This is a genomic window from Acidithiobacillus sp. HP-11 (genome assembly GCF_015100075.1).
Classification (GTDB): domain Bacteria; phylum Pseudomonadota; class Gammaproteobacteria; order Acidithiobacillales; family Acidithiobacillaceae; genus Acidithiobacillus; species Acidithiobacillus thiooxidans.
Window position 1 is genome coordinate 1 of sequence record NZ_JACKYY010000007.1, and the last position, 24,470, is coordinate 24,470.

The 24,470-nt window shown below is 55.2% G+C and carries 25 protein-coding genes and 1 pseudogene; 6 read left to right on the forward strand and 20 right to left on the reverse strand.

The genetic code is table 11. From position 1 onward, the window contains the following. The first annotated feature begins 286 nt into the window (after window positions 1-286). Window positions 287-625, forward strand: a complete 339-nt coding sequence (locus H7F08_RS03530) for a type II toxin-antitoxin system RelE/ParE family toxin (RefSeq protein WP_075323242.1) — start codon at window positions 287-289, stop codon at window positions 623-625. Further along, a complete protein-coding gene (locus H7F08_RS03535; RefSeq protein ID WP_075323243.1) occupies window positions 622-903 on the forward strand; it encodes a helix-turn-helix domain-containing protein in 282 nt (93 codons plus the stop codon). The genes H7F08_RS03530 and H7F08_RS03535 overlap by 4 nt, the downstream gene beginning before the upstream one ends. 281 nt (window positions 904-1,184) lie before the next feature. Here the strand turns inward: H7F08_RS03535 and H7F08_RS03540 are convergent, their stop codons facing one another. From H7F08_RS03540 to H7F08_RS03560, 5 genes are all read right to left on the reverse strand, one after another. Then, window positions 1,185-1,874: an ABC transporter ATP-binding protein gene (locus H7F08_RS03540; RefSeq protein ID WP_193639887.1), complete on the reverse strand. Its 690-nt coding sequence runs from the start codon at window positions 1,872-1,874 to the stop codon at window positions 1,185-1,187. Then, window positions 1,867-3,111 carry a lipoprotein-releasing ABC transporter permease subunit gene (locus H7F08_RS03545; RefSeq protein WP_010637137.1) on the reverse strand — a complete coding sequence of 415 codons (1,245 nt, stop codon included), beginning with the start codon at window positions 3,109-3,111 and terminating at the stop codon, window positions 1,867-1,869. The genes H7F08_RS03540 and H7F08_RS03545 overlap by 8 nt, the downstream gene beginning before the upstream one ends. Window positions 3,112-3,113: 2 nt before the next feature. After that, complete coding sequence (gene lysS / locus H7F08_RS03550; protein WP_215866581.1) at window positions 3,114-4,595, reverse strand: lysine--tRNA ligase; 1,482 nt, start codon at window positions 4,593-4,595, stop codon at window positions 3,114-3,116. A 36-nt stretch (window positions 4,596-4,631) separates the two neighbouring features. Then, window positions 4,632-5,730, reverse strand: a protein-coding gene (gene prfB / locus H7F08_RS03555; protein WP_139110756.1) for a peptide chain release factor 2 whose coding sequence is annotated in 2 segments (ribosomal slippage) — window positions 4,632-5,654 and window positions 5,656-5,730 — 1,098 coding nt in all. Because the reading frame shifts where the segments join, the coding sequence is not laid out codon by codon here. A 132-nt stretch (window positions 5,731-5,862) separates the two neighbouring features. Then, entirely contained in the window at window positions 5,863-6,336 is a 474-nt protein-coding gene (locus H7F08_RS03560; protein WP_319803960.1) for a PIN domain-containing protein, read from the reverse strand. On the opposite strand from H7F08_RS03560, the gene H7F08_RS03565 reads away from it, so the two are divergent. Genes H7F08_RS03565 through H7F08_RS15380 form a run of 3 tightly spaced genes read left to right on the forward strand, consistent with a single transcriptional unit; the run spans window position 6,259 to window position 6,943 of the window. Beyond that, on the forward strand, window positions 6,259-6,477 hold the full coding sequence (locus tag H7F08_RS03565) for a DUF4160 domain-containing protein (protein WP_193639888.1): 219 nt from the start codon (window positions 6,259-6,261) through the stop codon (window positions 6,475-6,477). The genes H7F08_RS03560 and H7F08_RS03565 overlap by 78 nt on opposite strands. Before the next feature lie 14 nt (window positions 6,478-6,491). After that, entirely contained in the window at window positions 6,492-6,692 is a 201-nt protein-coding gene (locus H7F08_RS15375; RefSeq protein ID WP_226842675.1) for a hypothetical protein, read from the forward strand. Then, window positions 6,689-6,943 (forward strand): hypothetical protein, encoded by a 255-nt coding sequence (locus H7F08_RS15380; protein ID WP_226842674.1) that lies wholly within the window; start codon window positions 6,689-6,691, stop codon window positions 6,941-6,943. Before H7F08_RS15375 ends, H7F08_RS15380 begins: the two co-directional genes overlap by 4 nt. Window positions 6,944-7,457: 514 nt before the next feature. On the opposite strand, the gene H7F08_RS03575 is transcribed toward H7F08_RS15380, so the two are convergent. The 5 genes from H7F08_RS03575 to alaC form a co-directional block, all read right to left on the reverse strand. Continuing rightward, window positions 7,458-9,257: a single-stranded-DNA-specific exonuclease RecJ gene (locus H7F08_RS03575; protein WP_193639919.1), complete on the reverse strand. Its 1,800-nt coding sequence runs from the start codon at window positions 9,255-9,257 to the stop codon at window positions 7,458-7,460. A gap of 84 nt (window positions 9,258-9,341) precedes the next feature. Next, window positions 9,342-10,307, reverse strand: coding sequence for a hypothetical protein (locus H7F08_RS03580; RefSeq protein WP_193639889.1), 966 nt, complete (start codon window positions 10,305-10,307; stop codon window positions 9,342-9,344). Continuing rightward, window positions 10,307-11,437, reverse strand: coding sequence for a threonine synthase (thrC, locus tag H7F08_RS03585; protein ID WP_031571334.1), 1,131 nt, complete (start codon window positions 11,435-11,437; stop codon window positions 10,307-10,309). The genes H7F08_RS03580 and thrC overlap by 1 nt, the downstream gene beginning before the upstream one ends. A gap of 43 nt (window positions 11,438-11,480) precedes the next feature. Then, on the reverse strand, window positions 11,481-12,791 hold the full coding sequence (locus H7F08_RS03590) for a homoserine dehydrogenase (protein ID WP_024894807.1): 1,311 nt from the start codon (window positions 12,789-12,791) through the stop codon (window positions 11,481-11,483). An 11-nt stretch (window positions 12,792-12,802) separates the two neighbouring features. Next, window positions 12,803-13,984: an alanine transaminase gene (gene alaC, locus H7F08_RS03595; protein ID WP_031571331.1), complete on the reverse strand. Its 1,182-nt coding sequence runs from the start codon at window positions 13,982-13,984 to the stop codon at window positions 12,803-12,805. Between the two features lie 95 nt (window positions 13,985-14,079). Between alaC and H7F08_RS03600 the strand changes: the two genes are divergently transcribed. Next, window positions 14,080-14,454 carry an Mth938-like domain-containing protein gene (locus H7F08_RS03600; protein WP_010637117.1) on the forward strand — a complete coding sequence of 125 codons (375 nt, stop codon included), beginning with the start codon at window positions 14,080-14,082 and terminating at the stop codon, window positions 14,452-14,454. 243 nt (window positions 14,455-14,697) lie between these two features. Here H7F08_RS03600 and rpoS read toward each other — a convergent pair whose 3' ends face one another. The 10 genes and pseudogenes from rpoS to H7F08_RS03650 form a co-directional block, all read right to left on the reverse strand. Continuing rightward, window positions 14,698-15,633 carry an RNA polymerase sigma factor RpoS gene (gene rpoS / locus H7F08_RS03605; protein ID WP_031571328.1) on the reverse strand — a complete coding sequence of 312 codons (936 nt, stop codon included), beginning with the start codon at window positions 15,631-15,633 and terminating at the stop codon, window positions 14,698-14,700. 2 nt (window positions 15,634-15,635) lie between these two features. Then, complete coding sequence (locus H7F08_RS03610; RefSeq protein WP_024894773.1) at window positions 15,636-16,331, reverse strand: protein-L-isoaspartate(D-aspartate) O-methyltransferase; 696 nt, start codon at window positions 16,329-16,331, stop codon at window positions 15,636-15,638. Then, a complete protein-coding gene (surE, locus tag H7F08_RS03615) occupies window positions 16,307-17,065 on the reverse strand; it encodes a 5'/3'-nucleotidase SurE (protein ID WP_010641154.1) in 759 nt (252 codons plus the stop codon). The genes H7F08_RS03610 and surE overlap by 25 nt, the downstream gene beginning before the upstream one ends. A gap of 99 nt (window positions 17,066-17,164) precedes the next feature. Then, window positions 17,165-17,728 carry a DUF4124 domain-containing protein gene (locus tag H7F08_RS03620; protein ID WP_193639890.1) on the reverse strand — a complete coding sequence of 188 codons (564 nt, stop codon included), beginning with the start codon at window positions 17,726-17,728 and terminating at the stop codon, window positions 17,165-17,167. Between the two features lie 137 nt (window positions 17,729-17,865). Next, window positions 17,866-19,281, reverse strand: coding sequence for a glutamate--ammonia ligase (gene glnA, locus H7F08_RS03625; RefSeq protein WP_193639891.1), 1,416 nt, complete (start codon window positions 19,279-19,281; stop codon window positions 17,866-17,868). 169 nt (window positions 19,282-19,450) lie between these two features. Then, window positions 19,451-20,614: a cation diffusion facilitator family transporter gene (locus tag H7F08_RS03630; RefSeq protein ID WP_031571322.1), complete on the reverse strand. Its 1,164-nt coding sequence runs from the start codon at window positions 20,612-20,614 to the stop codon at window positions 19,451-19,453. A gap of 177 nt (window positions 20,615-20,791) precedes the next feature. Beyond that, on the reverse strand, window positions 20,792-21,562 hold the full coding sequence (locus H7F08_RS03635; RefSeq protein ID WP_193639892.1) for an SDR family NAD(P)-dependent oxidoreductase: 771 nt from the start codon (window positions 21,560-21,562) through the stop codon (window positions 20,792-20,794). Continuing rightward, a pseudogene (locus tag H7F08_RS03640) lies at window positions 21,559-22,122 on the reverse strand (DUF3833 family protein); the annotation flags it as partial. The pseudogene H7F08_RS03640 and the gene H7F08_RS03635, both read right to left, overlap by 4 nt. A gap of 118 nt (window positions 22,123-22,240) precedes the next feature. Further along, window positions 22,241-23,296 (reverse strand): CoB--CoM heterodisulfide reductase iron-sulfur subunit A family protein, encoded by a 1,056-nt coding sequence (locus H7F08_RS03645; protein ID WP_010642931.1) that lies wholly within the window; start codon window positions 23,294-23,296, stop codon window positions 22,241-22,243. Between the two features lie 101 nt (window positions 23,297-23,397). Further along, window positions 23,398-24,309, reverse strand: coding sequence for a MerR family transcriptional regulator (locus H7F08_RS03650; protein WP_193639893.1), 912 nt, complete (start codon window positions 24,307-24,309; stop codon window positions 23,398-23,400). Window positions 24,310-24,470 lie beyond the last annotated feature (161 nt).

The following is a 24,470-nucleotide window of genomic DNA, read 5'->3' on the forward strand; positions in this document are numbered from 1 at the left end:
CCAGGTGCCCTTCTGGGAGCCAGTCGTCCATGGAAGGGGGCAGAAGATAATCAGTCTTGCGGTCAGTATCGAGGAAGTGGGCCATAAAATCACTCATCACATTGAATCGTAAGTAATTATACGATAATTTTAGGCAAAATGAAAGTCCGACAAGCTGCTAGATCGCCAGACCGAGCGATTTTCTGGCCTGCGCAAGATTGTTGCCCATCCGAATGACGCATTCTGTCTCTCCTGATTCAAACCCCACAGGTTTGCCTGAGTATATAATTTATTATATATTTGTCCGGTGACCAACCAAAAACCTATCGTATTCCAAGGCACTTCTCTGGAAGATCTGCGCACCTTTCCCCTGTCGACCAGACGCGAAGCAGGATACCAGTTGGATCAGGTACAAAAAGGTCGAGATCCGGACGACTGGAAGCCCATGAATAGCGTGGGTCAAGGCGTTCGGGAAATTCGGATACGAGATGAAACAGGGGCCTTTCGAGTGATCTATGTGGCAAAACTTCCAGAAGCCGTTTATGTGCTGCACTGCTTTCAGAAGAAGACCCAAAAGACTCGCAAAACGGATCTGGATCTTGCGGGACAGCGTTACCGAGATTTATTAAAGGAGATGAAATCATGAGCGAAGAACGATTTGCGAGTGTGTGGGATGCGATTGAGGATACGCGGGAGGACGCTGAGAACATGAAACTACGTTCTCAGTTGATGATGTCACTCAAGAACCATATCGCCCGTAGTGGAATGAGCCAGACCCAAGCAGCGCAACTTTTTGGCGTAACACAGCCGCGTGTTTCCGATCTGGTGCGCGGTAAGATTGATCTTTTTAGTCTGGACATGTTGGTAAATATGGCGACGGCGGCAGGACTACATATAGAACTGCGGATACTGGATGCGGCTTGAGGCTTGATTGGTGACAACCACATTATTGATGCGGTGGACGAATTACTTGGCAACTTTCAAGTACCGGTTTGCAATGGCGATTTAACAACAAATCATCCCTAACCTTTGGATGCTGCTCTCAAAAACACCTCTTGATTCAGATTCTCGATTTCAGTCTCTGCATAGCGGGTTTTAAGAGCGTATGACCAGGTCCCAGCCCAAGCCCCCGCTTCGCAGCTAATCCGCCGCTTTCTCTACTTGAAGGGCAGGGCTTCGTGCTGGATTGGACCATCGGGAATGGATCAGCCTTCAAGCTTCTGCAGAACACCATTCTGCAGACGCAACACCCGTCCCATATGTGCTGCCAACGCGGGCTCATGGGTGACAATAACCAGCGCGGTGCCCAATTCCCGGTTCAGGCTGAGCATCAGATCATGGACACTCTCGGCTGATTCACTGTCCAGATTCCCCGTCGGTTCATCGGCCAGAAGCAGGGCCGGTCGGGTTACCAGGGCACGGGCCAAGGCCACCCGCTGTCTTTCGCCTCCTGACAGCATGCCCGGCTTGTGCTGCAAGCGCTCACCCAGACCGACCCGTGCCAGAATTTCTTCGCCCCAGGCCTGCACCGAATGCCGGGGCACCCGACGAATCAGGAGCGGCAAGAGCACATTTTCCAGGGCGGTAAACTCCGGCAACAGGCGATGTAACTGATACACAAAGCCGACACTCTGGTTGCGCAGGCGGCTGCGGGCAGATTCCCGGAGTTTGTAGATTTCCTGACCGAGAATGCGGACCACCCCCCCTGAGGGTTTTTCCAGTCCCCCCATCAGATGCATCAGGGTACTTTTGCCCTGCCCCGATGCGCCAACAATGGCCAGGCTTTCGCCTTTGCGGATTTGCAAATTGACGTCGCGGATGACCTCCAGCTTGTCTCTGCCAATGGCAAAACTCTGACGCAAATGCTCTACGGACAGGACCAATTCATCATTCATAGCGCAAAGCCTCCGCCGGAGCGACCCGTGATGCCCTCCAGGAGGGGTACAAGGTGGCAATCCAGCTCATGATCAGGGCCGCCACGGCCACATGCACCACATCCCAGGGTTCGAGCTTGGAGGGCAACTGACTGATGGAATACACCTCCGGAGAGATGAACTGAGTATGCAGTAATTGTTCAAGGGCGGGCACCAGGGTGGGAATATTCAGGGCCAGCAGGACACCAAAAAATACCCCCAGCAAAGTCCCTACCAGGCCGATTACCGCTCCCTGCACCATGAAAATCAGCATGATACTGCGTGGCGTGACGCCCAGGGTGCGCAAAATGGCAATATCGGTTTCCTTGTCGGTCACCACCATGACCAGGGTCGCCACAATATTGAAAGCCGCCACCGCAATAATCAGGGATAAAATAACGAACATGACCAGTTTTTCCATGCTCAGGGCCTTGAAAAAGTTTTCATGGGTCTGGGTCCAGTCCTGAATATAAAAGGCGGGCCCCAGTTGTTTCTGGAGATGGGCGGCAAAAGCCGGTGCAGCAAAGGGATTTTTGATCTGCATACGCAGGCCGGTCACCCCTTTATCCAGCCCATAAAGGCGCTGGGCATCCCCCAGATTGATGTACGCCATGCCGCTGTCATAGGCGTAAATACCCACAGAAAACAAACCGACCACGGTAAACTGGCGCAACGACGGACTCACGCCCAGAGGGGTGACTCCGCCCTGAGGCGAAATCAGGGTGATCTTATCGCCTACGGTCACTCCCAATTGCCGGGCCAGAGCCGTACCCAGCACGATACTCCAGGGATGACTTTGCAGGCTTTGCAGCTTGCCTACTTTCATATCCCTGGCCAGCTTATCCACTCTCCCTTCCAGAGCAGGATCAATGCCCTCAATCATCGCTCCACTGACCAGACCATCATGGGAAATCAGTGCCTGCGCCTGCACATAGGGTGCCACGCCAGTCACATCCGGCACCCGCGACAAACGTCGGGTAGCGGTCTGCCAGTCCATGACCGGCACCCCGTTGCCCTGAATGATGACATCGGAGGTCACCGCCAGGATCCGCGAACGCAGGGTGTGGTCAAAACCATTCATGACCGCCATGACCGCAATCAGGGCGGCTACCCCGATGACCATTCCGAGGATGGCCGTTCCGGTAATAAAAGAAATGAAATGATTATTTCTTTTGGCCCGGGTATAGCGCAGCCCGATCCACAACTCATAAGGGCGCATGATTATTCCGGTCGCAAGTGCGGGAAGAGAATGACTTCACGAATACTGGGCTGATCCGCCAGCAACATGACCAGACGATCAATACCCAGCCCGACGCCCGCAGTGGGCGGCATGCCATATTCCAGGGCGCGGATATAATCGGCATCATAGAACATGGCTTCTTCATCACCGGCATCCTTGGCCTCTACCTGGGCGCGGAACCGGGCGGCCTGATCTTCGGGATCATTGAGCTCCGAAAAACCATTGGCCAGCTCACGTCCGGCAATCATCAACTCAAAGCGGTCCGTCACCTCCGGGTCCAGATCATTGCGGCGCGCCAGAGGGCTGACCTCCAGAGGATATTCGGTAATGAACGTCGGTTGCTGCAAATTCCCTTCCACGGTCTTTTCAAAGATCTCGATCAGCCGTTTGCCCCAGCCCCAGGAAGCCTCACAGGGCATGTGCATCTGCGCCAGCTTGGCAGCCAGGACTTCAGGATCACGCAGATCAGCGTCGGCCAGGTCCGGATTGTAGGCGCGCACTGACTCGCTCACGCTCATCCGCACAAAAGCCTTGCCCAGATCAATTTCCAGGCCCTGATACTGAATCCGGGTGCCACCCAGGGCCGCTTGTGCCGCAGCGCGAATCAGGGTTTCGGTCAAATCCATGGCATCCCGATAATCGGCATAGGCCTCATACCATTCGAGCATGGTGAATTCCGGATTATGGCGGGTGGAAACCCCTTCATTACGAAAATTACGGTTGATTTCAAAAACCTGCTCAATACCACCCACTACCAGGCGTTTCAGGTAAAGTTCCGGGGCAATGCGCAGGTACAGCGTCATATCCAGGGCATGATGATGGGTCATGAAAGGGCGCGCTGTGGCGCCACCGGGAATGGCATGCATCATGGGCGTTTCTGCTTCAAAAAACCCGCGCTGGCGCAAGCCTTCGCGGAGAGCGGCCACGGTTTCCGCCCGGATCTGAAACGTCCGGCGGGCCGATTCGGTAACAATAAGATCCACATAACGCTGCCGAAAGCGGGTTTCCGGATCACTCAACCCATGCCATTTTTCCGGCAGGGGACGCAAGGCTTTACTGAGCAGTTGCAGACTGTGGACTTTCAGGGACAGTTCGCCGGTTTTGGTGCGGAACAAAGTCCCTTCCACGCCGATAATGTCGCCAAAATCCAGGGCCTTGAAACGCGCATAGTGCTCTTCCCCCAGGGCATCACGACTGACAAAAAGCTGAATACGTCCAGACTGATCCTGAATGTCGGCAAAACTGGCTTTACCCATGACCCGCCGGGTCATCAGACGTCCACCCAGGCGGGCCTGGATCGGCTCCAGCTCCAGCGCCAAGGCATCCATATCGTTATAGCGCGCCTGCAGATCTCCCGCCAGGGCATCGCGCCGAAAGTGGTTGGGGTAGGCCTGTCCCTCATGCCGCCACTGGGTCAGCTTGTCCTGGCGTACCTGCATCTGATCATTCAGTTCCTGATCCACTTTGTTCTCCTCGCGCCAATTGTGCGTGACTGCATTTTATAAGCCGGCCTTCAGTGCCGCTTCGATAAACAGGTCCAGTGCCCCATCCAGAACTTTCTGGGTATCTCCCACTTCGACCCCGGTGCGCAGGTCTTTGATCCGTGACTGGTCAAGCACATAAGAACGAATCTGATGCCCCCAGCCAATGTCACTCTTGCTGTCTTCCAGCGCCTGTTTTTCCGCATCACGCTTTTTCATTTCCATTTCAAAAAGCTTGGAGCGCAACATACGCATGGCTTCGGCCCGGTTTTTATGCTGGGAACGATCCGTCTGACAGGCGACAATAATGCCCGATGGGACGTGGGTAATCCGAATGGCCGAATCCGTCTTGTTGACGTGCTGCCCACCGGCACCACTGGCGCGGTAGGTATCCACCTTGAGGTCTGCTGGATTAATTTCGATTTCAAAGCTGTCGTCAATTTCGGGATAAATGAACACGCTGGCGAAACTGGTATGACGACGATTTCCTGAATCAAAGGGCGATTTGCGCACCAGACGATGCACACCGGTTTCACTACGCAGCCAGCCGAAGGCATGATCGCCCTTGACGTGAATACTGGCCGACTTGATACCCGCCACTTCTCCTTCCGAGACTTCCACCAGTTCCGCAGCAAAACCGTGCTGCTCACACCAGCGCAAGTACATGCGCAAAATCATCTCTGCCCAATCCTGGGCTTCGGTACCGCCCGCCCCCGCCTGAATATCGACAAAGCAATCGGAAGCATCATGCTCTCCCGAAAACATCCGCTGAAATTCCAGTTTTTCGACCATCGCCAGGGCCGTATCCAGATCGGCATCCACTGAAGCCAGCAGTTCCTGATCCTGCTCACTGAGCGCAAGTTCCAGCATTTCGTTACCGTCCGCCAGACTGGCACTCAACTTGTCCATCGGTCCGATGATGGCTTCCAGAGCCGCTCGTTCCCGTCCCAATTCCTGGGCTTTTTCAGCCTGGGTCCAGATGCCCGGATCTTCCAGTTCGCGCTGAACTTCTTCTAAACGGCCACGCTTTTCTTCGAGGTCAAAGATACCCCCTCAGGCCGCTCACCCGGGCCTGGAGATCTTCGTGCAACGCACGCATCTCATTCACTTCTCTCATGATTATTCCTTTTCCAGCGGACTGCGCCGGGATCAAACCCGCGCCAGGCCGTTCACCTAGCACACAAAGCCCATAATTATGCGCAGTTTCGGTGCTGATCTCCAGTGGAGTTTTGACGGTGTTGAGAGCAGGTCATGCCGTTACCCAGTTTTCTACCTGCAAGCCTTCCACCCGGCAAAACTCGCGTTCGTTATTGGTAACCAAAATCCAGCCTTCGGCGCGGGCGTGTGCTGCTATCCTTAAATCATTATTACCAATGGGTTGTCCACAGCTTTCCAGAGCAGGGCGGATCCGCCCATATTGGATCCCAACCTGAGGGGTGAGTTGGGCTACCCGAATGCTCTCCTGCAGATTTTGAATACTGGCCAGGGCCTTATCCCGCGCCTGACTTTTTTTCACCCCCCAGCTTAATTCACCAAGAGTTCGGCATTGAGGTTGACGATGCCCTGGAAATGGCCGAGCAAACCGAAGTGTAACGAAATTGATGTCAACCTTGATATGGTGCAATGATTTCCCTACTATGAAGCCATGACCAACTACTCCGTAGGGGATGACTGGCGTATACGCATCAATGGCCGGGAGCAGCATCCGCTTCCGCACGTCCATGTGCAGTTTCGTGACGGATCCCGTGTGTCGCTGGCCATTGAAACAGGCGCGCTTCTAGTCGGCTATGTCTCGCCCCGAAAGCGATTGGAACCGGTGCGGACCTGGATTCAGGCGCATCGGGATGCCCTATTGACGGAATAACGGAGGTTGAATCCATGAATCAAGCACCCAAAATTGAAACGGCGACGATTACTGGCCTGTTCCAGGTAGAAATCCATTGGTCCACCGGAGAAGTGATTACTACGGACCTTAAGGATCTTATCGGTCCACCACGGGCGGAAGATCCCTTTTGTGCACTTCATGATCCGGCTTTCTTTGCTCAGGGGCATGCAGATGACTGGGGCGATGGTCTGTGAGTTGGCCCGGCGGACTGGATCTGGGCGCAGGCCGTCTCTATGCCTTGGGGAGGAAGCAGACCGGATTACCAACACGTGAGGATTTCATCCTGTGGATGGAGCGGAACAAGCTCAGCTTAAGCCGTGCGGCGGAAGCCATCGGTATGACTCGGCGCATGATGGCCTACTACAAAAATGGCTCCCGCCCGATACCAAAGACCGTTTGGCTGGCCTGCATCGGTTATGAGGTGATTGAACGCCACGCAGCTTGAATAAGGTGAATAATGGGCGATTTTGCAGCGGAAGCGGTCATTCAGCGGGCTGACTGTCATGATTTTGAAACTCTCTACCATGGCTGAAAAACCGCAGTTAGTGTAGCGCTACAATCTTGATGAATCTTAAGGTTGATCATTAGAGTCAACAGGTTTTTTGCTTAATCCCTGTTAATCAGCGTCATTCGTTTGCCAACTGTCAGCATCAGGTGTTTACCACCGCATCTCGCGGAAAATGAATCATTAATCCGTTGAAATATTATGTGCATTAGCGAAATACCGAGGTTCCAAAAGGGGAACAATCCAAACGCTGATTTCTGCTGAAAAATGGCTAATCACCAGCGCTGTTTGACAACCGTGAAAAACGTGCCTTGGCCGAAGGTGTGCTTACCGACGGCGGAGAGGGCACAACATTTCCTTCCAGTGAGGAGCTGCTCTCCTTAATGCGTGAGGCACATATTCCCAAGAGTTGAGGCTTGAAAAGCGGGTTTGGGTAATACTACTTCTACTGCATTCATGTAGCGACTCGCTGAACCATCACCGGTTTCCCTGCAATAACCACCGCATGGCGGACGCGCAATTGCAAGGACGTCTCGTCTCTGAAGGTATTGGCCTCCAGCTCGAAAGTTACCCGGACAAGCTGCCCCGTTTCCACGGGACACACTCCATCACGAACCGCCCCAAACCAGATGGCATCGAATCGATTTGGCCCGATGCCCAGCAACAATTTGAGGTGGGTGCCATCCCCGACGGGACGCACACTGAGAATCTGACCTTCCGTACAGAAGACGGGCGCCTCCCATTGCCGACCGAAAGGCTCCAAAAGTGCGAACTCTTTGAGCAGTTCCAAACTTGGGAGCTGTTCGAGCGCCCCATCACTCAGTATCCGGGGGCCCGGGGTCCACGCTGCCAGGGCACGGGTTGCAGCTGCATTGAAGGCTGTCGCGAAACGATCAAACCCCTCACGTTTCAAGGTGACGCCGCCAGCACCGGCATGACCGCCCCAGGCAACGAAGTCGTCCGGATAGGATTCTGCAATCCCTGCCAGCGCGTTGCGTATATGAAATCCAGGCACGGTGCGCAGCGAAGCGGTGATATGCTCGCTTTCCTGCTTGGGCGAGAAATAGGCAGCAGGCCGTCCATAGGCTTCCACCAGACGGGCAGCGCAGACCCCATGTACGCCCGGATGCCCTTCCGGATCGAACACGGTAATGGCCATAGCCCCGTCCACCGCCTGCTCCTCCGCCAATGGCAGGATACGGCGCAGCATCTTGGATTGGACCCGCTTGCGCTCGCTATTGTGCTCCACCAAAACATGCGCCAGGCGTATGGCTTCCGCCTCGTCGTCGCACATCAACAGGTCGACGGCCCCCAGTGCGCAATCCAGCCTGCCCCGGGCATTGATGATCGGCCCGAAGGTAAAACTCAATGTCGCCGCTGTAATCGGGCCGCTGCAACGAGAGACCTTGTACAGGGCACGCCACACAGGTCGCGCCTCCGGTACGTTCATCAATGCGAGGCCGCGTGTCAGAACCGCACGATTATTCGCCGAGCGGGCCAGATCAACACAATCCGCCATGGTTCCCAGCGCAACCAGGTCGAGGAGACCGCCCAGACGGGGCGCATTGGCCGGAAGGTGCCCCCAGTCGATGAGCTTTTGCCGTACAGCACAGCAGAGTAGCCAGGCCACATGCACGCCCGCGATGTAGGGGTCGGCAAAGCTTGAATCCGTGCGGACGGGATTGACACAGGCGATGGCGGCGTGCGGCGGGCCTTGCTCTGGAACCCCATGGTGGTCCGTCACTATTGTCGTCAGACCATGATCGCGGAGCTTCTCGATGCGATCATGGTCCGAACTGCCCTGGTCCGCAGTAATGACAAGTGCAGGACGCGGTGCCGAGTCCAGAATCCGCTGGGTGACGCTTTCCGATACGCCATACCCTTCCCGCAGGCGATGGCCGATGTAGCTGTGTATCCGGTGTTCGGGCACACCGAAGTAGTCACGCAACGCAAACTTCAGCACCGCGTGCCCGGACGCTCCATCACAGTCGAAGTCCGACAGCAGAATCAACGGCAACCCTTGTTTCACAGCCCTTGCTACAGCCTCAGCGGCGACGTTGATGTCGGGTAAACGGTCTGGTGGATCGAGCGCACTCAGCGGCGGGCGCACAAGCAATCCCACCCTTCCCGCATCCTCATCACCCAATCGACCGGCGATGATACGCGATTGGAGTGGCGTATAACCAGCCGCTACTGCCGCATTAAAAACATCTTGTGACAATGGCCTGTCGATGATTTTTATGGGTTCTGGCATCACGCGCTACTCTTGTTCTGATTGACTCCGTGCAACTTATCGCGCTCCTTTGACCACGCCCGCCTCGGGTATTTTCACAGCCATTCACCAGACTCCCGGAAGCGCATGACCCGGTCGGGCTAGCCTGCGCCAGAAGCGCCAGCGATCAGCACTGCGCAGGGTCAGTCGCTCCACCCCACCATGGGCGAGCACGCCGGTCAAACATTGCAGAGTTCCACCCCGGCGCCAGAAGTTTTGCAGGGCAGGATGCAGCGCCGCGAATGATTTTGCGGCATCGGGATACAACCAGGCTCCGGACCAGACCCAGAGCAGATTATCGGGAAGTTTACCGGCTGCTTGCAGTGCTTTAGGATAAGCGAGCGGTAACCCAAGCCAGGCAGCAGCGGCCTGCAGATAATCGGCCTCCGCCGCCAAACTTTGCCACTTTGTCAGCGGACGCTGTTCCGGCAAGCAACCCTCCCCCCAGGCCCAGAACAAACACCAGGATTCCATTCCCACTGCATGGATATCCTGATTGACGGGATGGGCCGCCAGAAACATCTGCAATTCATTGAGAAAGGCATTCCAGCGCCGGGCATCCGCCCCGGTGACCTGCAAAGCCAGAGGCTCACGGCCCCACACCTGTTCCAGATCAGGACAGTGCAGATCGGGACTTGTACTGCTCAGCACATACCAGCGCCGCGCTCCACGCTTTAAAATCCAGGGTGTTTCTGCCAAAAATTCGACCGCAGCGTCAAACAACGCCACCGCATCACTTTCTTCCAGACCCGGCAACGGCTGCAATACCGCCCGCCCTGCCTGACCGCGAAAAGCTACCGGCTCCAGAGCAATGACCCAATGTCCGGCGGTATTTATCCCTTCGGCTTCTGCCAGGAGCGCCGCCGCCGGGAGTGCTCCGGCAAATCCCAGCAAACGACCGGCCACTTCCAGAGAAGATTCCGCTACCAATCGGGTGCGCTGCCCACGCCCCCAGTAGCGCGGTAATACTGCGCCCAGGTCCTCCTCCGGCATGCCGTGCAACCCCGACAGCCAGAGGCAGACATCGGCCATCAGCGATCCAGTATGGCGCGCTGTACCGCATCCAGAGTGGCATTGACGGTCACCACCTCGCCGCCCTGGGAAATGGCCGTGTCGGGATCCTTGAGACCATGTCCGGTAAGCGTACAAACCACCGTAGCCCCCGCCTCGATTTTTCCGGCGCGGGCAGCAGCAACAACGCCCGCCACCGAAGTGGCGGAGGCAGGCTCACAAAACACGCCTTCAAATTTGGCTAACCAGCGCTGGGCTTCGAGGATTTGAGCATCGCTGTGGCTGCCAAACCAGCCACCACTTTCTTCCTGCACCCGATGCGCCTGATCCCAGGACATGGGATGCCCGATACGAATGGCCGTCGCAATGGTTTCCGGATTTTTCACAAACTCACCGGCCATAAACGGCGCGCTGCCCTCTGCCTGAAAACCGAGCATCTTCGGACGTTTTCCGGGTTTGCCATGACCATAGCGACACACCCCGTTGCAGAATTTGCAGGCCGTGGTCAACACCTGAGAGACATCAGCACGGCCATCGGTGGCTTCGCAATAACCCATCCAGTGCGCGGTAATATTACCCGCATTACCTACTGGCAATACGTGATAATCAGGCGCCTCGCCCAAGGCCTCGATAATTTCAAAGGCAGCGGTTTTCTGTCCCTGCAGACGGTAGGGGTTCACGGAATTGACCAGGGTAATGGGCGCATTGGCAGCCACTTCCTGCACAATCTGCATGCCTTCGTCAAAATTGCCGCGAATTTGCAAGACCAACGCGCCGTGCATCATGGCCTGAGATAACTTGCCCAAAGCAATTTTCCCTTCCGGGATCACCACAAAAGCCTGCATTCCGGCCCGCGCAGCATAGGCCGCTGCAGCCGCAGAAGTATTTCCCGTAGAAGCGCAGATGACCATCTCACTGCCATCTTCCTTGGCCTTGGTCACCGCCATGGTCATGCCCCGATCCTTGAAAGAACCGGTGGGATTCAGCCCTTCGAATTTGAGAAACAAGCGGATATCCACCCCCAATTGGCGCGGAAGATTCAGACATTCGATGAGCGGTGTATTCCCCTCACCGAGGCTGACTGCCTGGGTATCCGGGGCCAGAGGCAAAAAATCACGGTAACGATCAATAATACCGGTGTAACGCGTCATAACTAATTCCTGAAGCAATAAAAAATGGATTCGGAAAGCGGATTCACTGTTCGGCCAGACTTTCGACACGCAGCCGTAAAACGGGACGAGCCACTACCGGAAGGGCTTCAATCCGGCGGATAGCCTGCTCCAGATCGCCTTCACGGCAACGGTGCAGCAACAGAACGATAGGAACCGTATCGGCTTCCGGCGATTCTTTTTGCAGCAAAGCCTCAATGGAAATCTGGTGTTCCGCCAGCATGGTCGCCACCTGGGCTAAAACACCAGCACGATTATGGGCATGAATGCGCAAATAGTAAGCGCTCTCCACTTCGGCCATGGGCAGCAGCGGCAAGGCACTCAAGGCATCCGGCTGAAAGGCCAGATGCGGCACGCGGTTGCTGGGGTCGGCCGTCATCGTCCGGGCCACATCCACCAGATCAGCCACCACCGCGCTGGCCGTAGGATCACCGCCCGCACCGCGCCCGTAATACAGGCTCTGTCCGGCCGCATCGCTTTCGACGAGAATGGCGTTGAAGGGTCCTTCGACATTGGCCAGCAAATGACTTTCGGGAATCAGGGTCGGATGAACGCGCAGTTCCACACCATCGGCGCGACGCCGGGAGATACCCAGCAGCTTGATGCGATAACCGAGTTCTGCTGCATACACCACATCATCCCGCTCCAGAGCACGAATGCCCTCGACATGGCAGTGAGCGAAGTCCACCGGGATGCCGAAAGCGATGGAGGCCATCAGCGTGATTTTGTGGGCTGCATCTCCCCCGTCCACATCCAGTCCGGGGTCCGCTTCGGCGTAGCCCAGGCGCTGGGCCTCGGTCAGCGCCTGCTGAAAATCCCAGCCTTCACGGAACATCTGGGTCAGAATATAGTTACTGGTGCCGTTGATGATACCCGCCAGCCATTGAATGCGGTTACCTGCCAAACCTTCGCGGATGGCTTTGATAATCGGAATGGCTCCGGCTACGGCTGCTTCAAAGGCCACCATCACCCCCTGTTGCTGGGCGGCGGCAAAAATTTCGTTACCATGTTCAGCCAGCAGGGCTTTATTGGCTGTCACCACATGCTTGCCTGCGGCAATGGCTGCCAGAATCAGTTCCCTGGCCAGCCCCGTACCGCCCATGACTTCCACCAGCACATCCACTTCCGGATCGCGCACCACGGCCCAGGGATCGGTGCTGATCCGCGCCTGCAGGTCCAATGCTTCCAGACGCGCCGGATTACGCACCGCAGCATGGACTACCCGTAAATCCCGACCGACCCGACGGGTGATTTCTTCGGCATTACGTGCCAGCACCCGCACCGTGCCCTGACCGACAGTGCCCATTCCCAGAATACCAATACGCACAGGATCCATGCTGTCGCTCATCATAAATCCTCACGGAACATTTGTTTGATTCCACGGATGGCCTGACGGGTACGATGTTCGTTTTCCACCAGACCAAAACGCACATATTCGTCACCCAGTTCACCAAAGCCAATACCGGGACTGACCGCCACCTTGGCCCGGTCCAACACCAGCTTGGAAAACTCCAGCGAACCCATTTTGCGCAGATTTTCCGGAATACGCGCCCAGACAAACATGGTTGCCATGGGCTTTTCCACCACCCAACCTGCTGCATCCAGCCCCTCGCAAAGCACATCGCGGCGTTGTTCATACATCAGGCGAATGTCTTCCACACAATCCTGAGGACCTTCCAGTGCCGTAATGGCCGCCACCTGAATGGGGGTGAAGGTGCCGTAATCCAGATAGCTTTTCATGCGCGCCAGGGCACCCACCAGCTTGGGATTACCTACGGCAAAGCCGACCCGCCAGCCGGGCATGTTATAGCTCTTGGACAGTGTGAAAAATTCCACCCCCACATCTTTGGCCCCCGGCACCTGCAAAAAGCTGGGCGCCTTATAGCCATCAAAGACGATGTCAGCATAAGCCAGATCATGCACCACCCAGATGCGATGCTCCTTGGCAAACTCCACAATCCGCCTGAAGAAATCCAGATCGACCACCGCTGCCGTCGGATTATGCGGGAAATTGATGACCAGCATTTTCGGCTTGGGCCAGGCGGCCTTGACGGCCTTTTCCAGTTCTTCGAAAAAATCCACGCCCGGCAGCATCGGCACATGGCGCACGTCTGCGCCGGCAATCACAAAACCGTAGGGATGTATGGGATAAGTCGGACTGGGAACCAGCACCGTATCCCCGGGGCCCATGGTAGCCAGGGCCAGATGCGCAATACCTTCCTTGGAGCCAATGGTCACTATGGCCTCTGATTCAGGATCAAGAGCCACCCCGAAGCGCTGTTCGTACCAGGTCGTGATAGCGCGCCGCAGCCGGGGAATACCCCGGGATACGCTGTAACGATGGGTATCCCCGCGCTGGGCGGTCTCGCAGAGCTTATCGACAATATTCTGGGGCGTGGGCTGGTCGGGATTTCCCATACCAAAGTCGATAATATCCTCACCGCGCTTACGGGCCTGATTTTTCAGGTCAGTGACAATATTAAACACGTAAGGGGGCAAACGGCGGATACGTTCAAAATCACTGTTCATGGGACACAGGCCTTCAAGGGTTGTCGTGAATACCGAAACCGAAGAACAATAGAGAGGCTACGCTGGCCTGTCAATCCGCATCATGGAGGAAAGTCATGAAATTACACCTGCAACAGGACGCCCAATACAATCTCATCAATGGCTATGGACAAGACGGCATCGTGGTACGCGGCCAGCATTACCGCCATGGATTGTTGGTAGCGGCGGACTGGCTGCAGAGCCCCTGGGGACCGGAAAGTGCTGAAGGGCTCGGCCTGGAGCATTTTAACGAAGTGCTCGCCCGCAAGCCCGACGTCATGCTCCTGGGCACCGGTAAAAAACAGCATTTTCCTTTGCAACTGATGGCAGCCCTGCGCGATGCCGGCATTCCTGTGGAAGTCATGGATACCAGCGCAGCCTGTCGGACCTACAATATTTTAATGGCCGAAGACCGCATGGTGCTGGCCGCCCTGATGCATCCAGAGGCTTGAAATTTTTGGGCCAGCGGTTTTCAAGAGCAGGCTCCGGCAGGCCGGTGGCGGGGAGGCTTTGCAGCGACTTTGTCCCGCGCCGTTGTTGTTCTTGGTGAAATCCTGCGCCCGTCAGGAGAGCTGTTTGAGCCCAAAGGGCGAGTTCTCTCCTGACAGCAGGATGAGCCGTAGAACAACAGGCAAGGGACGTTGGAGCAAAAAGCCTCACCGCCACCGGCCTGCCGGAGCCTGCGAAAGCCTGCTTCAGCCGAACAGGGATTCTGTGGTCAGACCTTCTTCTTCAATACGGTGACGTAACGCCAGCAAGGCTTCCACCTGGATTTGCCGCACCCGCTCCCGGGTGATACCCAGACGGTTACCGACATCTTCCAGAGTCGCCCCCTCCGTACCATCCAGACCAAAGCGCCAGAACAGTACCTGCCGATGTTTTTCAGACATGGATCCAATCCAGTGATGAATCTGCAGGGACAAATCCTGCTCAGCAAAAGCCGCTTCAACGCCAGGATTTGCCATATCAGCAATAACATCGGCCAGGGGGCGCTCAGATTCACGACCATGAGGTACATCGAGGCTGGTCACCTTGCCGTCATTTTCCAGACAGCCGCGAATTTCGTCCACAGGCCGATCCATGGCTGCCGCCACTTCCTCAGCCGTTGGATCACGCTGCAGGGTCTGGCCCAGACAGCGTGCTGCACGCAAGACGCTACTCAGTTCTTTCATCACATGAATAGGCAGACGAATGGTGCGTGTCTGATTCATCAGGGCCCGTTCGATATTCTGGCGTATCCACCAGGTAGCGTAGGTCGAAAAACGAAAACCCTTTTCCGGATCAAATTTTTCCACGGCACGAATCAGGCCCAGATTCCCCTCTTCAATCAAATCCAGAAGAGGCAGACCACGGTGGATGTAACGTCTGGCCAATTTGACCACCAGACGCAAGTTACTCTCTATCATGGTGCTGCGCGCGGCCGCATCACCCGCCTGAACGAGCCGCCCCAGGGAAATTTCCTGCTCTGCCGTCAGCAACGGATTATGACCGATTTCCCTCAGATAACAGCGGGTAGCATCCCAGTCGGGGGCCTCGCCGTAATCCTCCTCAGCAATTTCCGGCGTCTCATCTGCCGTATCCACGGACTCCACGGAAAGATCTTCTTCCTCTTCTCTGATCGCGTCGTTCATGCTTAACACTCTCCAGAGGCTAATGAAACCGTACCAGCCAGTAAGGGAACAAAAAAACAGTCACCCAGATGACTGATCCGGGCTTCATGACCATCCCAATGGCTGACCTGCAAATGTTGCTTGCCCCGATCTTCCACCGGCATCACCAGACGACCGCCAGGCCTTAACTGGCGATATAAGGGGGCCAAAGCGCAAGGAACCGCCGCCGTAATCACAATGGCATCATACGGCCCCTGCTCCGGCCAGCCGCCACTACCATCACCATGCAACAGATGTACCTGGGAATAACCCAGTCGGCTCAGCACCTTGTCCGCATGATGATGCAGGGGACCAATGCGTTCCACAGTAAATACTTCCGCCCCCAGTTCCGCAAGAAGCGCCGTCTGATAAGCAGAACCGGTCCCGATTTCCAGAATGCGTCGGGGAATCGGGTTGTTTTCGAGAATAGCCTCCATCATCCGCGCCACAGTCCACGGCTGGGAGATGGTCTGACCATAACCAATGGGCAGGGAGACCAGTTCGTAGGCCCGTCCCGCCAGGGCCTGGGCCACAAAATGATGGCGCGGCACCTGATTCATCACATCCAGCACGCGTTCATCACGAATACCCGCCGCCCGCAGGCGTAGCACCATCCTCCCCCGGGTGCGGGGAGAAATCATTCCTACTTCCGGGTTCAGGACTGGCAAGTGCGCAGCCACTGACTTAAGCCTTCCAGAAAATTGTATCGGGTCATATCCAGATCCAGGGGCGTAATGGAGACATACCCCCGACGTACCGCATCAAAATCCGTACCCGGCCCGGCGTCTGCTTCCCGCCCGGAAGGACCAATCCAGTAGACCGGATCACCGCGCGGGTCCGCAGCCGGAATCACCATATCACTTTTGTGGCGTCGCCCCAGACGGGTGACTTCAAAGCCCCGCAATTGTTCGTAAGGCAAATCCGGCACATTCACATTGAGAATGGTATCTGCGGGCAGCGCATGGCTGAGCACGCCGGTAACCAGGGTGGCAGCGACTCTGGCCGCCGTTTCAAAGTGACTGCAATCACGACCCGCGAGGGAGACGGCAATGGCTGGCAGCCCCAGAAAACGACCTTCGGTCGCTGCGGCGACGGTGCCGGAATAAAGCACGTCGTCACCCATATTGGCGCCCCGGTTGATACCGGACACCACCATGTCTGGGGCTTCGGCAAAAAGACCAGTCACTGCCAGATGCACGCAATCCGTTGGGGTACCGCCGACCAGATAGTGAAAACCATTGAGGCCGGTACGCATGCGCAGGGGGCGATCAAGGGTCAGGGAATTACTGGCGCCGCTGCGATCCTGCTCCGGTGCCAGAACCTCTACTTCGCCGAGAGGAGTGATTGCCTGAGCCAGTGCTGCCAGTCCCGGTGCCAGATATCCGTCATCGTTACTGAGCAAGAAACGTGGCATTTGATCTCCCTGACGGTCTTTATCCAGGCTGATATACTAAGCTACGAGGGCGTTACCGGTCTATCCCAATTCTCAATCGGGACCAGACCGCAACCCGACTCAGTGCGCCTGATGCCCTTGCATGGGTGAGGGTGATGCTGGAGCGGTCGTTTCCGGAATCTGTTCCAGTTGGTGCTGCAATAACATAACCCGCATTTGGGCATTATCCACTTCCTGCTTCAGACCATTTACCCGTTGTAAATAACGGGCATAATTTCTTTCATTACCGGTGCGGATAGCTTTGCCCTGTTGATAATTGTGGGTCGCCTGCAGCAACTGCAGACGCGCCGCCACCAGTTCGGCTTCCAGCCGTTTACGGGCAGGATTGCTCGCGTTCAGCTCCGGCTTGTCTACTCCGGGCTGAACATTCGGTGCCGCTTCCGGAGGGCGCTGAACCTCTGCGGGCGTACTCACCGATTGCTGAGGCGCACCGGCAATTTGCTCAACCCTCTTGGCGCCTGCGGGCGGATTTTCTCCGTAACTCACCACACCGTTGCTACCCACCCAGCGGTATATGGTTTCTGCGTTGGCAAGCACGCTGAAAGTCCCGGCCAGCAGCAAAGTCAACATCACACTGCGGCGTACGAAAGTGCCTGCTCCACCAAAAATACTTGCATTTTTCATCAACCGATCTCCCCATCATCCAGCGCAACTTATATGGTCGCCCCGCTCATGATTGTCAAGGCGCAGTAATAAAAAGGCCCCGCATGCTGCGAGGCCTTTACCTGTGCAAATCAGCGGGCCACCCGCCCGCCATGAGCTCAGAGGCTGTAGTACATCTGGAATTCCACCGGATGGGTAGTGACGCGCAGAGCCTGCACTTCCGCCCATTTCACATCCAGATAACCATCCAGCCAGCTCTGGCTGAATACGCCACCCTTCATCAGGAACTCATGGTCCGCTTCCAAAGCGCGCAAAGCTTCTTCCAGAGAAGCGGCCACGCCCGGGATATTGGACTGCTCTTCGGCGGGCAGATCATAGAGGTTCTTGTCCATGGCATCGCCGGGATGAATCTTGTTCTGAATACCATCCAGACCGGCCATCATCATCGCCGCAAAAGCCAGGTAGGGATTGGCCGTGGAATCCGGGAAGCGGACTTCAATACGACGCGCCTTGGGGCTATTGACGAAAGGAATACGAATGGAAGCAGAGCGGTTTTTTGCCGAATAGGCCAGCAACACCGGCGCTTCATAGTGGGGGACCAAACGCTTGTAACTGTTGGTGCTGGGATTGGTCAGCGCATTGATGGCCTTGGCGTGCTTGATGATACCGCCAATGTAATAAATGGCCAGTTCCGACAAACCACCGTACAAATCACCCGAAAACAGGTTTTTGCCGTCCTTGGCCAGCGACTGATGGACGTGCATGCCACTACCGTTGTCACCGACAATGGGCTTGGGCATGAAGGTTGCGGTCTGACCATAAGCCGCAGCGACATTGTGAATCACATATTTCAGAATCTGTACTTCGTCGGCTTTGCGGGTCAGGGTGCTGAAGCCCACACCAATTTCATGCTGACCGGCGGTAGCCACTTCGTGGTGATGGACTTCGACCTTCAGACCCATTTCCTCTAGCGCCAGACACATGGCTGAACGCAGATCCTGAGCAGAATCCACCGGAGGTACCGGAAAATATCCGCCCTTCACACCGGGACGATGGCCCATGTTGCCGGATTCATATTCCTTACCGGAATTCCAGGCAGCTTCTTCCGCATCGACCTTGTAACCACAGCCACTCATGTCGATATTCCAGGTCACGGAATCGAAGACAAAAAATTCATTTTCGGGGCCAAAATAAGCGGTATCGGCAATGCCAGTACTTTTCAGATAGGCTTCGGCACGTTTAGCCACTGAACGCGGATCGCGCTCATAACCCTGACCGGTAGCCGGTTCGATAACGTCACAACGAATGTTCAGGGTCGCTTCGTCGGTAAAGGGATCGAGCACGGCGGAATCTGGATCAGGCAGCAGAATCATGTCGGATTCATTGATCCCTTTCCAGCCGGCAATGGAAGAACCATCAAAGGCCTTGCCTTCTACAAAAGTATCTTCTTCCATGGTGTGGGAAGGCACAGAAACATGCTGCTCCTTGCCCTTGGTGTCGGTGAAACGGAAATCAATAAATTTGATGTCTTTTTCTTTAATCAACTTCAGCACATCTTTCGGGGTGTGACCCATCTGCTTCTCCTCCAATCAAGAAATATGTACGACCTGAATACCATTAAGCATGCAAAACTGATACCACTTTCAAATGAAGCACCCACAGAATCCTGGTGGATTATTGCACCAAATTAGCACCCCATAACAGTGCAATCAAACGCTTTGCACCAACATTGTGCACAACCGCTCATTCCTTCTCCGTGGCAGACGTCTGCCAGGCGACATCTACCCGCTGCAGGCCGGAAACCTTTCCCTGCAAGGCTTCCTGAATCTGTTTTTCCTGTGCTTGCAGACTCTCCAGACTCGCCGCAGGCGGAAAAGGATAACGCAGGCAAATCACCACACCATCTTTCAGATAATGCAAGGTCATTTGTTGAGGTAAAGGCAAATTACGGGCCAGCAATACGGATTCTACCTTTTCATCAATGACACTGCGCGGCGGCAGCACCGCACCACCCTCTTCGTCATTTTCACTATCAATATGAATGGTGGCGTCCACCAGATCATCTACCGCCTGCAACAGGGACATACGCACCCGCTCGGCAATCTGGTGCCCCTCGGAGACACTGAGCAGCGGATTGGTTACCTGCAAATGCACCTCAGCCAGAGCCTGATGCCCGACCTTGCGTGTCTTGAGCAGGTGCAGGTCGCGCACACCTTCGCAACCCAGAATCACCTCGCGAATTTGCGCCAAAACTGCATCGTCCAGCCCCCGGTCTGCCAGTTCCTGCAATGCCTCCCAGGCGGTCACCAGGCCAATGCGCAGCACCATCAAGGCCACAATCAGAGCCACCACCGAATCCAGATAAGGGGCACCCAGAAGGCTTCCGCCAATACCAATCAACACAATGACGCTGGAAATCGCATCGGTACGATGATCCCAGGCATTGGCCCGTAACGCTGCCGAGCGGGTTTTACGCGCCACCCGAATGGTAATCTGATAGAGGGTTTCCTTGGCGAAAATGGCAAAGGCGGCAATATACAAAGTCCAGACCGCAGGCATCCCGTAATGTCCAATCACCAGACGTTGCACAGCCTCATAGCCAATACCCGTGCCATTCAGCGCCAGCAGCGTACCCGTGCCCAGCGCCGCCAGCGTCTCGAAACGCTCATGCCCGTATGGATGTTCCTGATCCGGCGGCTGGCTGCTGAAATGCATGGCCAGAATCAGGCCCAAATCCGAAAGCAGATCAGATAAAGAATGCACCGCATCGGCCACCAAAGCATCGGAGTGGCCGAAAATGCCCCCCGCCAATTTGGTAAAAAACAGCACCAAATTGGTCCCTGCCCCCATCAGGGTCACCCGCATATTCTTTTTACCGCGATCACTGCGGCTGATGGTTTCTGTCACGCTTCCTGACCTCTGATGTTGTTGGGACACTTCTGGTGCTTTGGTGGCGACATGATAGCCGGAAATGGGTGTGCGGGATAAGTGGGGATTACTGGTTGGCTTTGGCCGGTTGCAACATTTCAACCGTCATTGTTGATGAAGGGCTTTTGCTGGTCCTTGGCTTTTGACGCCGTTTTTCTACAGCCCCGTAAAACGATGAATCAACGAAAAATACCAGCGATAGGGCAGGCAGCGCAGAAATTTGAGCTTGCGGGTAAAGGCGCGGGGAAAGTGAATTTCAAACGCGCTGCTTTCCATACCCGCCAGAATTTCCGTGGCTGCCTGTTCGGGGCTGATTAAATTGGGCATGGGAAAGTCGTTGTGCGCAGTCAGGGGCGTTGCAACAAAACCGGGATGAATGACCTGAACCTTGATCCCCTTGGGTTCCAGATCCAGATGCAGGACTTCGGCGAAATGGGTCAGTGCCGCCTTGCTGGGTCCGTAATATAATGACTGGGGCAAACCACGCAGACCAGCAACGCTGGAGGTCAGGACGATCTGCCCCTGTCCGGCCGCGAGCCAATCGGCAAGTACCGTATGTACCGCATCTACCGCGCCCAGATAATTGGTACTGATGGCCTGACGGGCCTGGTCCGGGTTAAGTTCCCAGCTCCGTGCGGCCTGATAGGTGCCGGCAAGAAACATCAGCACATCCAGACCACCCCATTGTTCGCGAATATCTGTATAGGCTTTGTGTAGTTCATCCGGAGTCGTCACATCGGCGGGGCAAACCAGGGTGTTATCGTTACCCAGCTTGGCGGCCAAGTCCGCAAGCTTGGCTGGATTGCGCGCCGTCAGCGCCAGCCGGGCACCTTGGGCATTCAGTGCTGCGGCGCAGGCAGCACCGATTCCCGTACTGGCCCCGATCAACCAGCAACGTTTACCCTGACAATAGGACTTATCGCTCATACGGGCACCGCATCGCCCACACGCGGTAACTGCAGCATAGTTTTACGATTTTCTGGCGTATCCGCCAAGCGATGGATTTCTATACTCACGTCACCCACAAAAAAGCCTAAAAAGCGCATTTTGCTCCGGTTAACAACATGATCTTTATCAATCAAATACATCCAGTCGTCCACCCGCAAATTGAAAAACCGTTTACCCACCGGTTGCCTTACCGTATATCGCCAGCGCATGGCAAAGCCTTCGGCTTCTCCCTGAGCAAGCCCCACAATATCCCCTGCAGAACCTTGTGCAGTGGCGGTAAATTTATGGGCACCAGTTACCTGCAATTGCCACAAACGCTCAGCGTGACTGGCCTTACCGTCATTATCCAGAAACAGAAATTTTTCGCTCAGGGAACCGACAGAATCAGTCTGCCACGTCCCCAATAAATACATGATAAAGCGATTGACCACCTTACCCGAGCGGTCTTGGAAAACTCCCGTAGCCACCGCAGGACCATTAAAAAATTGATTGATATGAAATACCGGAAGTGATGATTCGTATTGTTTCATAGCGCGCCTGTCACTGGAATTTGTGAATACTGTTTAAACATCTTTATACAGCAAAAAAGAGGGATGCATAGCATCCCTCAAGGCCACCAGAATTCACAACTGGAGAAAACTCAAAAATAAAGGAAAATCAGGCAGAGGCCGCCAGTAATTGATACAAATCAGCTACCGCCCGGGCACCCGCAGACTGGCCTTGTGCCATTGAATCATCAATGGTTTCAGGACCTGTAGCTGCGCCACAAACATAAATGCCCCTGCGGGTTGTTCCTTGAGTGTTGGTATATTGCTCGGCGCGATCAATAAAGCCGTGCTTCTCAAGACCGATACCAAACACTTTGGCAATTTCAGGATTCAGTGCATTAGGATCCATGCCAATAGCGTGCACTACCATGTCCATGGGAATAACAATAGGACGTTTAACCAGGGTATCTTCGCCTTTGACCAGTAAGCGTCCATCCGGAGATTTCGTTACTTCGGCAATACGAGCCTTGACGAACTTGGTTTTGAATTCTTCCTGGCTTTTCCAGTAGAACTTGTCCTCGTAAAGACCGAAGGTACGAATGTCCATATAATAGATGAACACATCGGTGGTCGGTGACATCTCCTTGATTTCCATAGCCAGATTAGTCGACACCGTGCAGCAGATCTTGGAACACCACTCTCTGCCGATCTGGCGGTCGCGAGAACCTACGCACAACAATATCGCGACCCGCTCCGGAACTCTTCCATCCGAGGGACAACGAATTTGTCCGGTTGCGACCATCTGTTCCATCTGGGTTGTGGTCAGCACGTCCTCATAGGTACCGAACCCCCATTCAGGTTTATTTATAGAGTCAAAATGCGTAAACCCGGTGGCCAGAACCACCGCACCCGCATCTACTTTCTCACCGGAACTCAAAGTCGCCGTAAAATTGCCTGCTTCACCTTCAAACCGGGTTACTTTTGTTGAAGTATGAATCGCCACATCTTTATTGCCGGTGACTCGACTTACCATACGACCGATGGCGTCCTTGGCCCATTCACCCGAGGGGACCAGACGCGCATAGCCGGAAATGATGGGGGCTCCACCCAGAACATCTTCTTTCTCGACGATGACGGCTTTTTTACCCATGGAGGCAATGGTTGCTGCTGCTGAAAGACCTGCGGGACCCGCTCCTACTACCAGTACTGAATCGGTGTTTGCCATGACACGCTCCTGGAATTCAATCAACGATTGAAATTTAGACCACACCCACAACTTTGTCAATCATTTGTAGTAAACAAATGTTAGTCACTTCCAAGGAATGTTCAGGCCCATTCGCGAATGGCTTTCAACATATCCTGCAAGCGCACAAAACAGGGTTCATCCTTTGCAGCTCCCAGCTCCTGGCAACCACTACCCCCCAACCATAAGCTGACTCCTGCAGGCATGCGTTGTTGCAAGTCATGTAATAGCTGGCGATTCTGCGCATTGACTGAAGCTGCAGATACCGCCAGATGAATCACCTGCACATGACAGGCTTCTGCCGCCGCAATCAAATCATCCACTTCGGGCTCCGAACCAATGAACAAAACATCCACGCCCTCACCCATCAGCAGGGCGCGGGTCATCTGCAATTCCAGCGTGCGGCCTTCTCCGGGAAAACTCGCCAGCAAAACCCGCAGGCGGGTTTCACCACCCGGCAACTGGCTGGTCGCGACATAAAGACATTCCATCAGCAGTTCCTGAAGGCAGCCCTCCCGATAAGCCTTTATTTCACCCATCATTCGGGCGCGAGCGACGCGCTGCAGCAAAGGCGCGGCGACCTGCAGCACAAAGCGGGGGAGTCCTTCCTGCTGCAGCTGGCGGCGCATGTAACTACGCAACTGCTCGGGACGATCGGAGGCCAGCATATTGAGCGCTTCTGCCAGCACGGCAGGATCTTCGCGGGGTGCAGAGTGCTGCGCAGGAATTTCAGCCAACAGGTTGTCGATTTTCTGCGCATCGGCACCCACCACAGCACCCGGCCGATACCCTGCTGCCAGTAATTGATTAATCCGGTGCAACCGCTCAATCTGCGCACGACTATACAGACGGTTACCTGCCGCATCCCGACCCGGCACCGGAAAGGCGTATCGCCGTTCCCACATGCGCAGTAACTCTTTTGAAATACCGGTTTCCTGCTCAACCACACTGATTGGAAATTGCGATACTTCTGTTTCATCCGTGCTGATATCCACAACCGTTCCCTTTTTGTATATGACGCCTTATTGACATATGGACCCTGAACAGCAATCTATTTTATCATTGTCGCTCAGGTTCCTGCACACATTGACTGGATGTATCGTCCCATAAATGATCAGGAAAGCCCATGAGTTGAGAGGATTCTGGCGGTCACCCC

Coding starts and splice junctions, on each gene's coding strand:
- H7F08_RS03535 (WP_075323243.1), top strand. CDS start 622: ATGAGCGAAGAACGATTTGCGAGTGTGTGGGATGCGATTGAGGATACG.
- H7F08_RS03645 (WP_010642931.1), bottom strand. CDS start 23,296: ATGGCAAACACCGATTCAGTACTGGTAGTAGGAGCGGGTCCCGCAGGT.
- H7F08_RS03600 (WP_010637117.1), top strand. CDS start 14,080: ATGAAATTACACCTGCAACAGGACGCCCAATACAATCTCATCAATGGC.
- H7F08_RS03635 (WP_193639892.1), bottom strand. CDS start 21,562: ATGAGCGATAAGTCCTATTGTCAGGGTAAACGTTGCTGGTTGATCGGG.
- glnA (WP_193639891.1), bottom strand. CDS start 19,281: ATGGGTCACACCCCGAAAGATGTGCTGAAGTTGATTAAAGAAAAAGAC.
- H7F08_RS03545 (WP_010637137.1), bottom strand. CDS start 3,111: ATGCGCCCTTATGAGTTGTGGATCGGGCTGCGCTATACCCGGGCCAAA.
- H7F08_RS03565 (WP_193639888.1), top strand. CDS start 6,259: ATGACCAACTACTCCGTAGGGGATGACTGGCGTATACGCATCAATGGC.
- H7F08_RS03590 (WP_024894807.1), bottom strand. CDS start 12,791: ATGGATCCTGTGCGTATTGGTATTCTGGGAATGGGCACTGTCGGTCAG.
- H7F08_RS03575 (WP_193639919.1), bottom strand. CDS start 9,257: ATGCCAGAACCCATAAAAATCATCGACAGGCCATTGTCACAAGATGTT.
- H7F08_RS03560 (WP_319803960.1), bottom strand. CDS start 6,336: ATGGACGTGCGGAAGCGGATGCTGCTCCCGGCCATTGATGCGTATACG.
- H7F08_RS15375 (WP_226842675.1), top strand. CDS start 6,492: ATGAATCAAGCACCCAAAATTGAAACGGCGACGATTACTGGCCTGTTC.
- H7F08_RS03580 (WP_193639889.1), bottom strand. CDS start 10,307: ATGGCCGATGTCTGCCTCTGGCTGTCGGGGTTGCACGGCATGCCGGAG.
- thrC (WP_031571334.1), bottom strand. CDS start 11,437: ATGACGCGTTACACCGGTATTATTGATCGTTACCGTGATTTTTTGCCT.
- alaC (WP_031571331.1), bottom strand. CDS start 13,984: ATGAACAGTGATTTTGAACGTATCCGCCGTTTGCCCCCTTACGTGTTT.
- H7F08_RS03540 (WP_193639887.1), bottom strand. CDS start 1,874: ATGAATGATGAATTGGTCCTGTCCGTAGAGCATTTGCGTCAGAGTTTT.
- H7F08_RS03620 (WP_193639890.1), bottom strand. CDS start 17,728: ATGAAAAATGCAAGTATTTTTGGTGGAGCAGGCACTTTCGTACGCCGC.
- surE (WP_010641154.1), bottom strand. CDS start 17,065: ATGCCACGTTTCTTGCTCAGTAACGATGACGGATATCTGGCACCGGGA.
- rpoS (WP_031571328.1), bottom strand. CDS start 15,633: ATGAACGACGCGATCAGAGAAGAGGAAGAAGATCTTTCCGTGGAGTCC.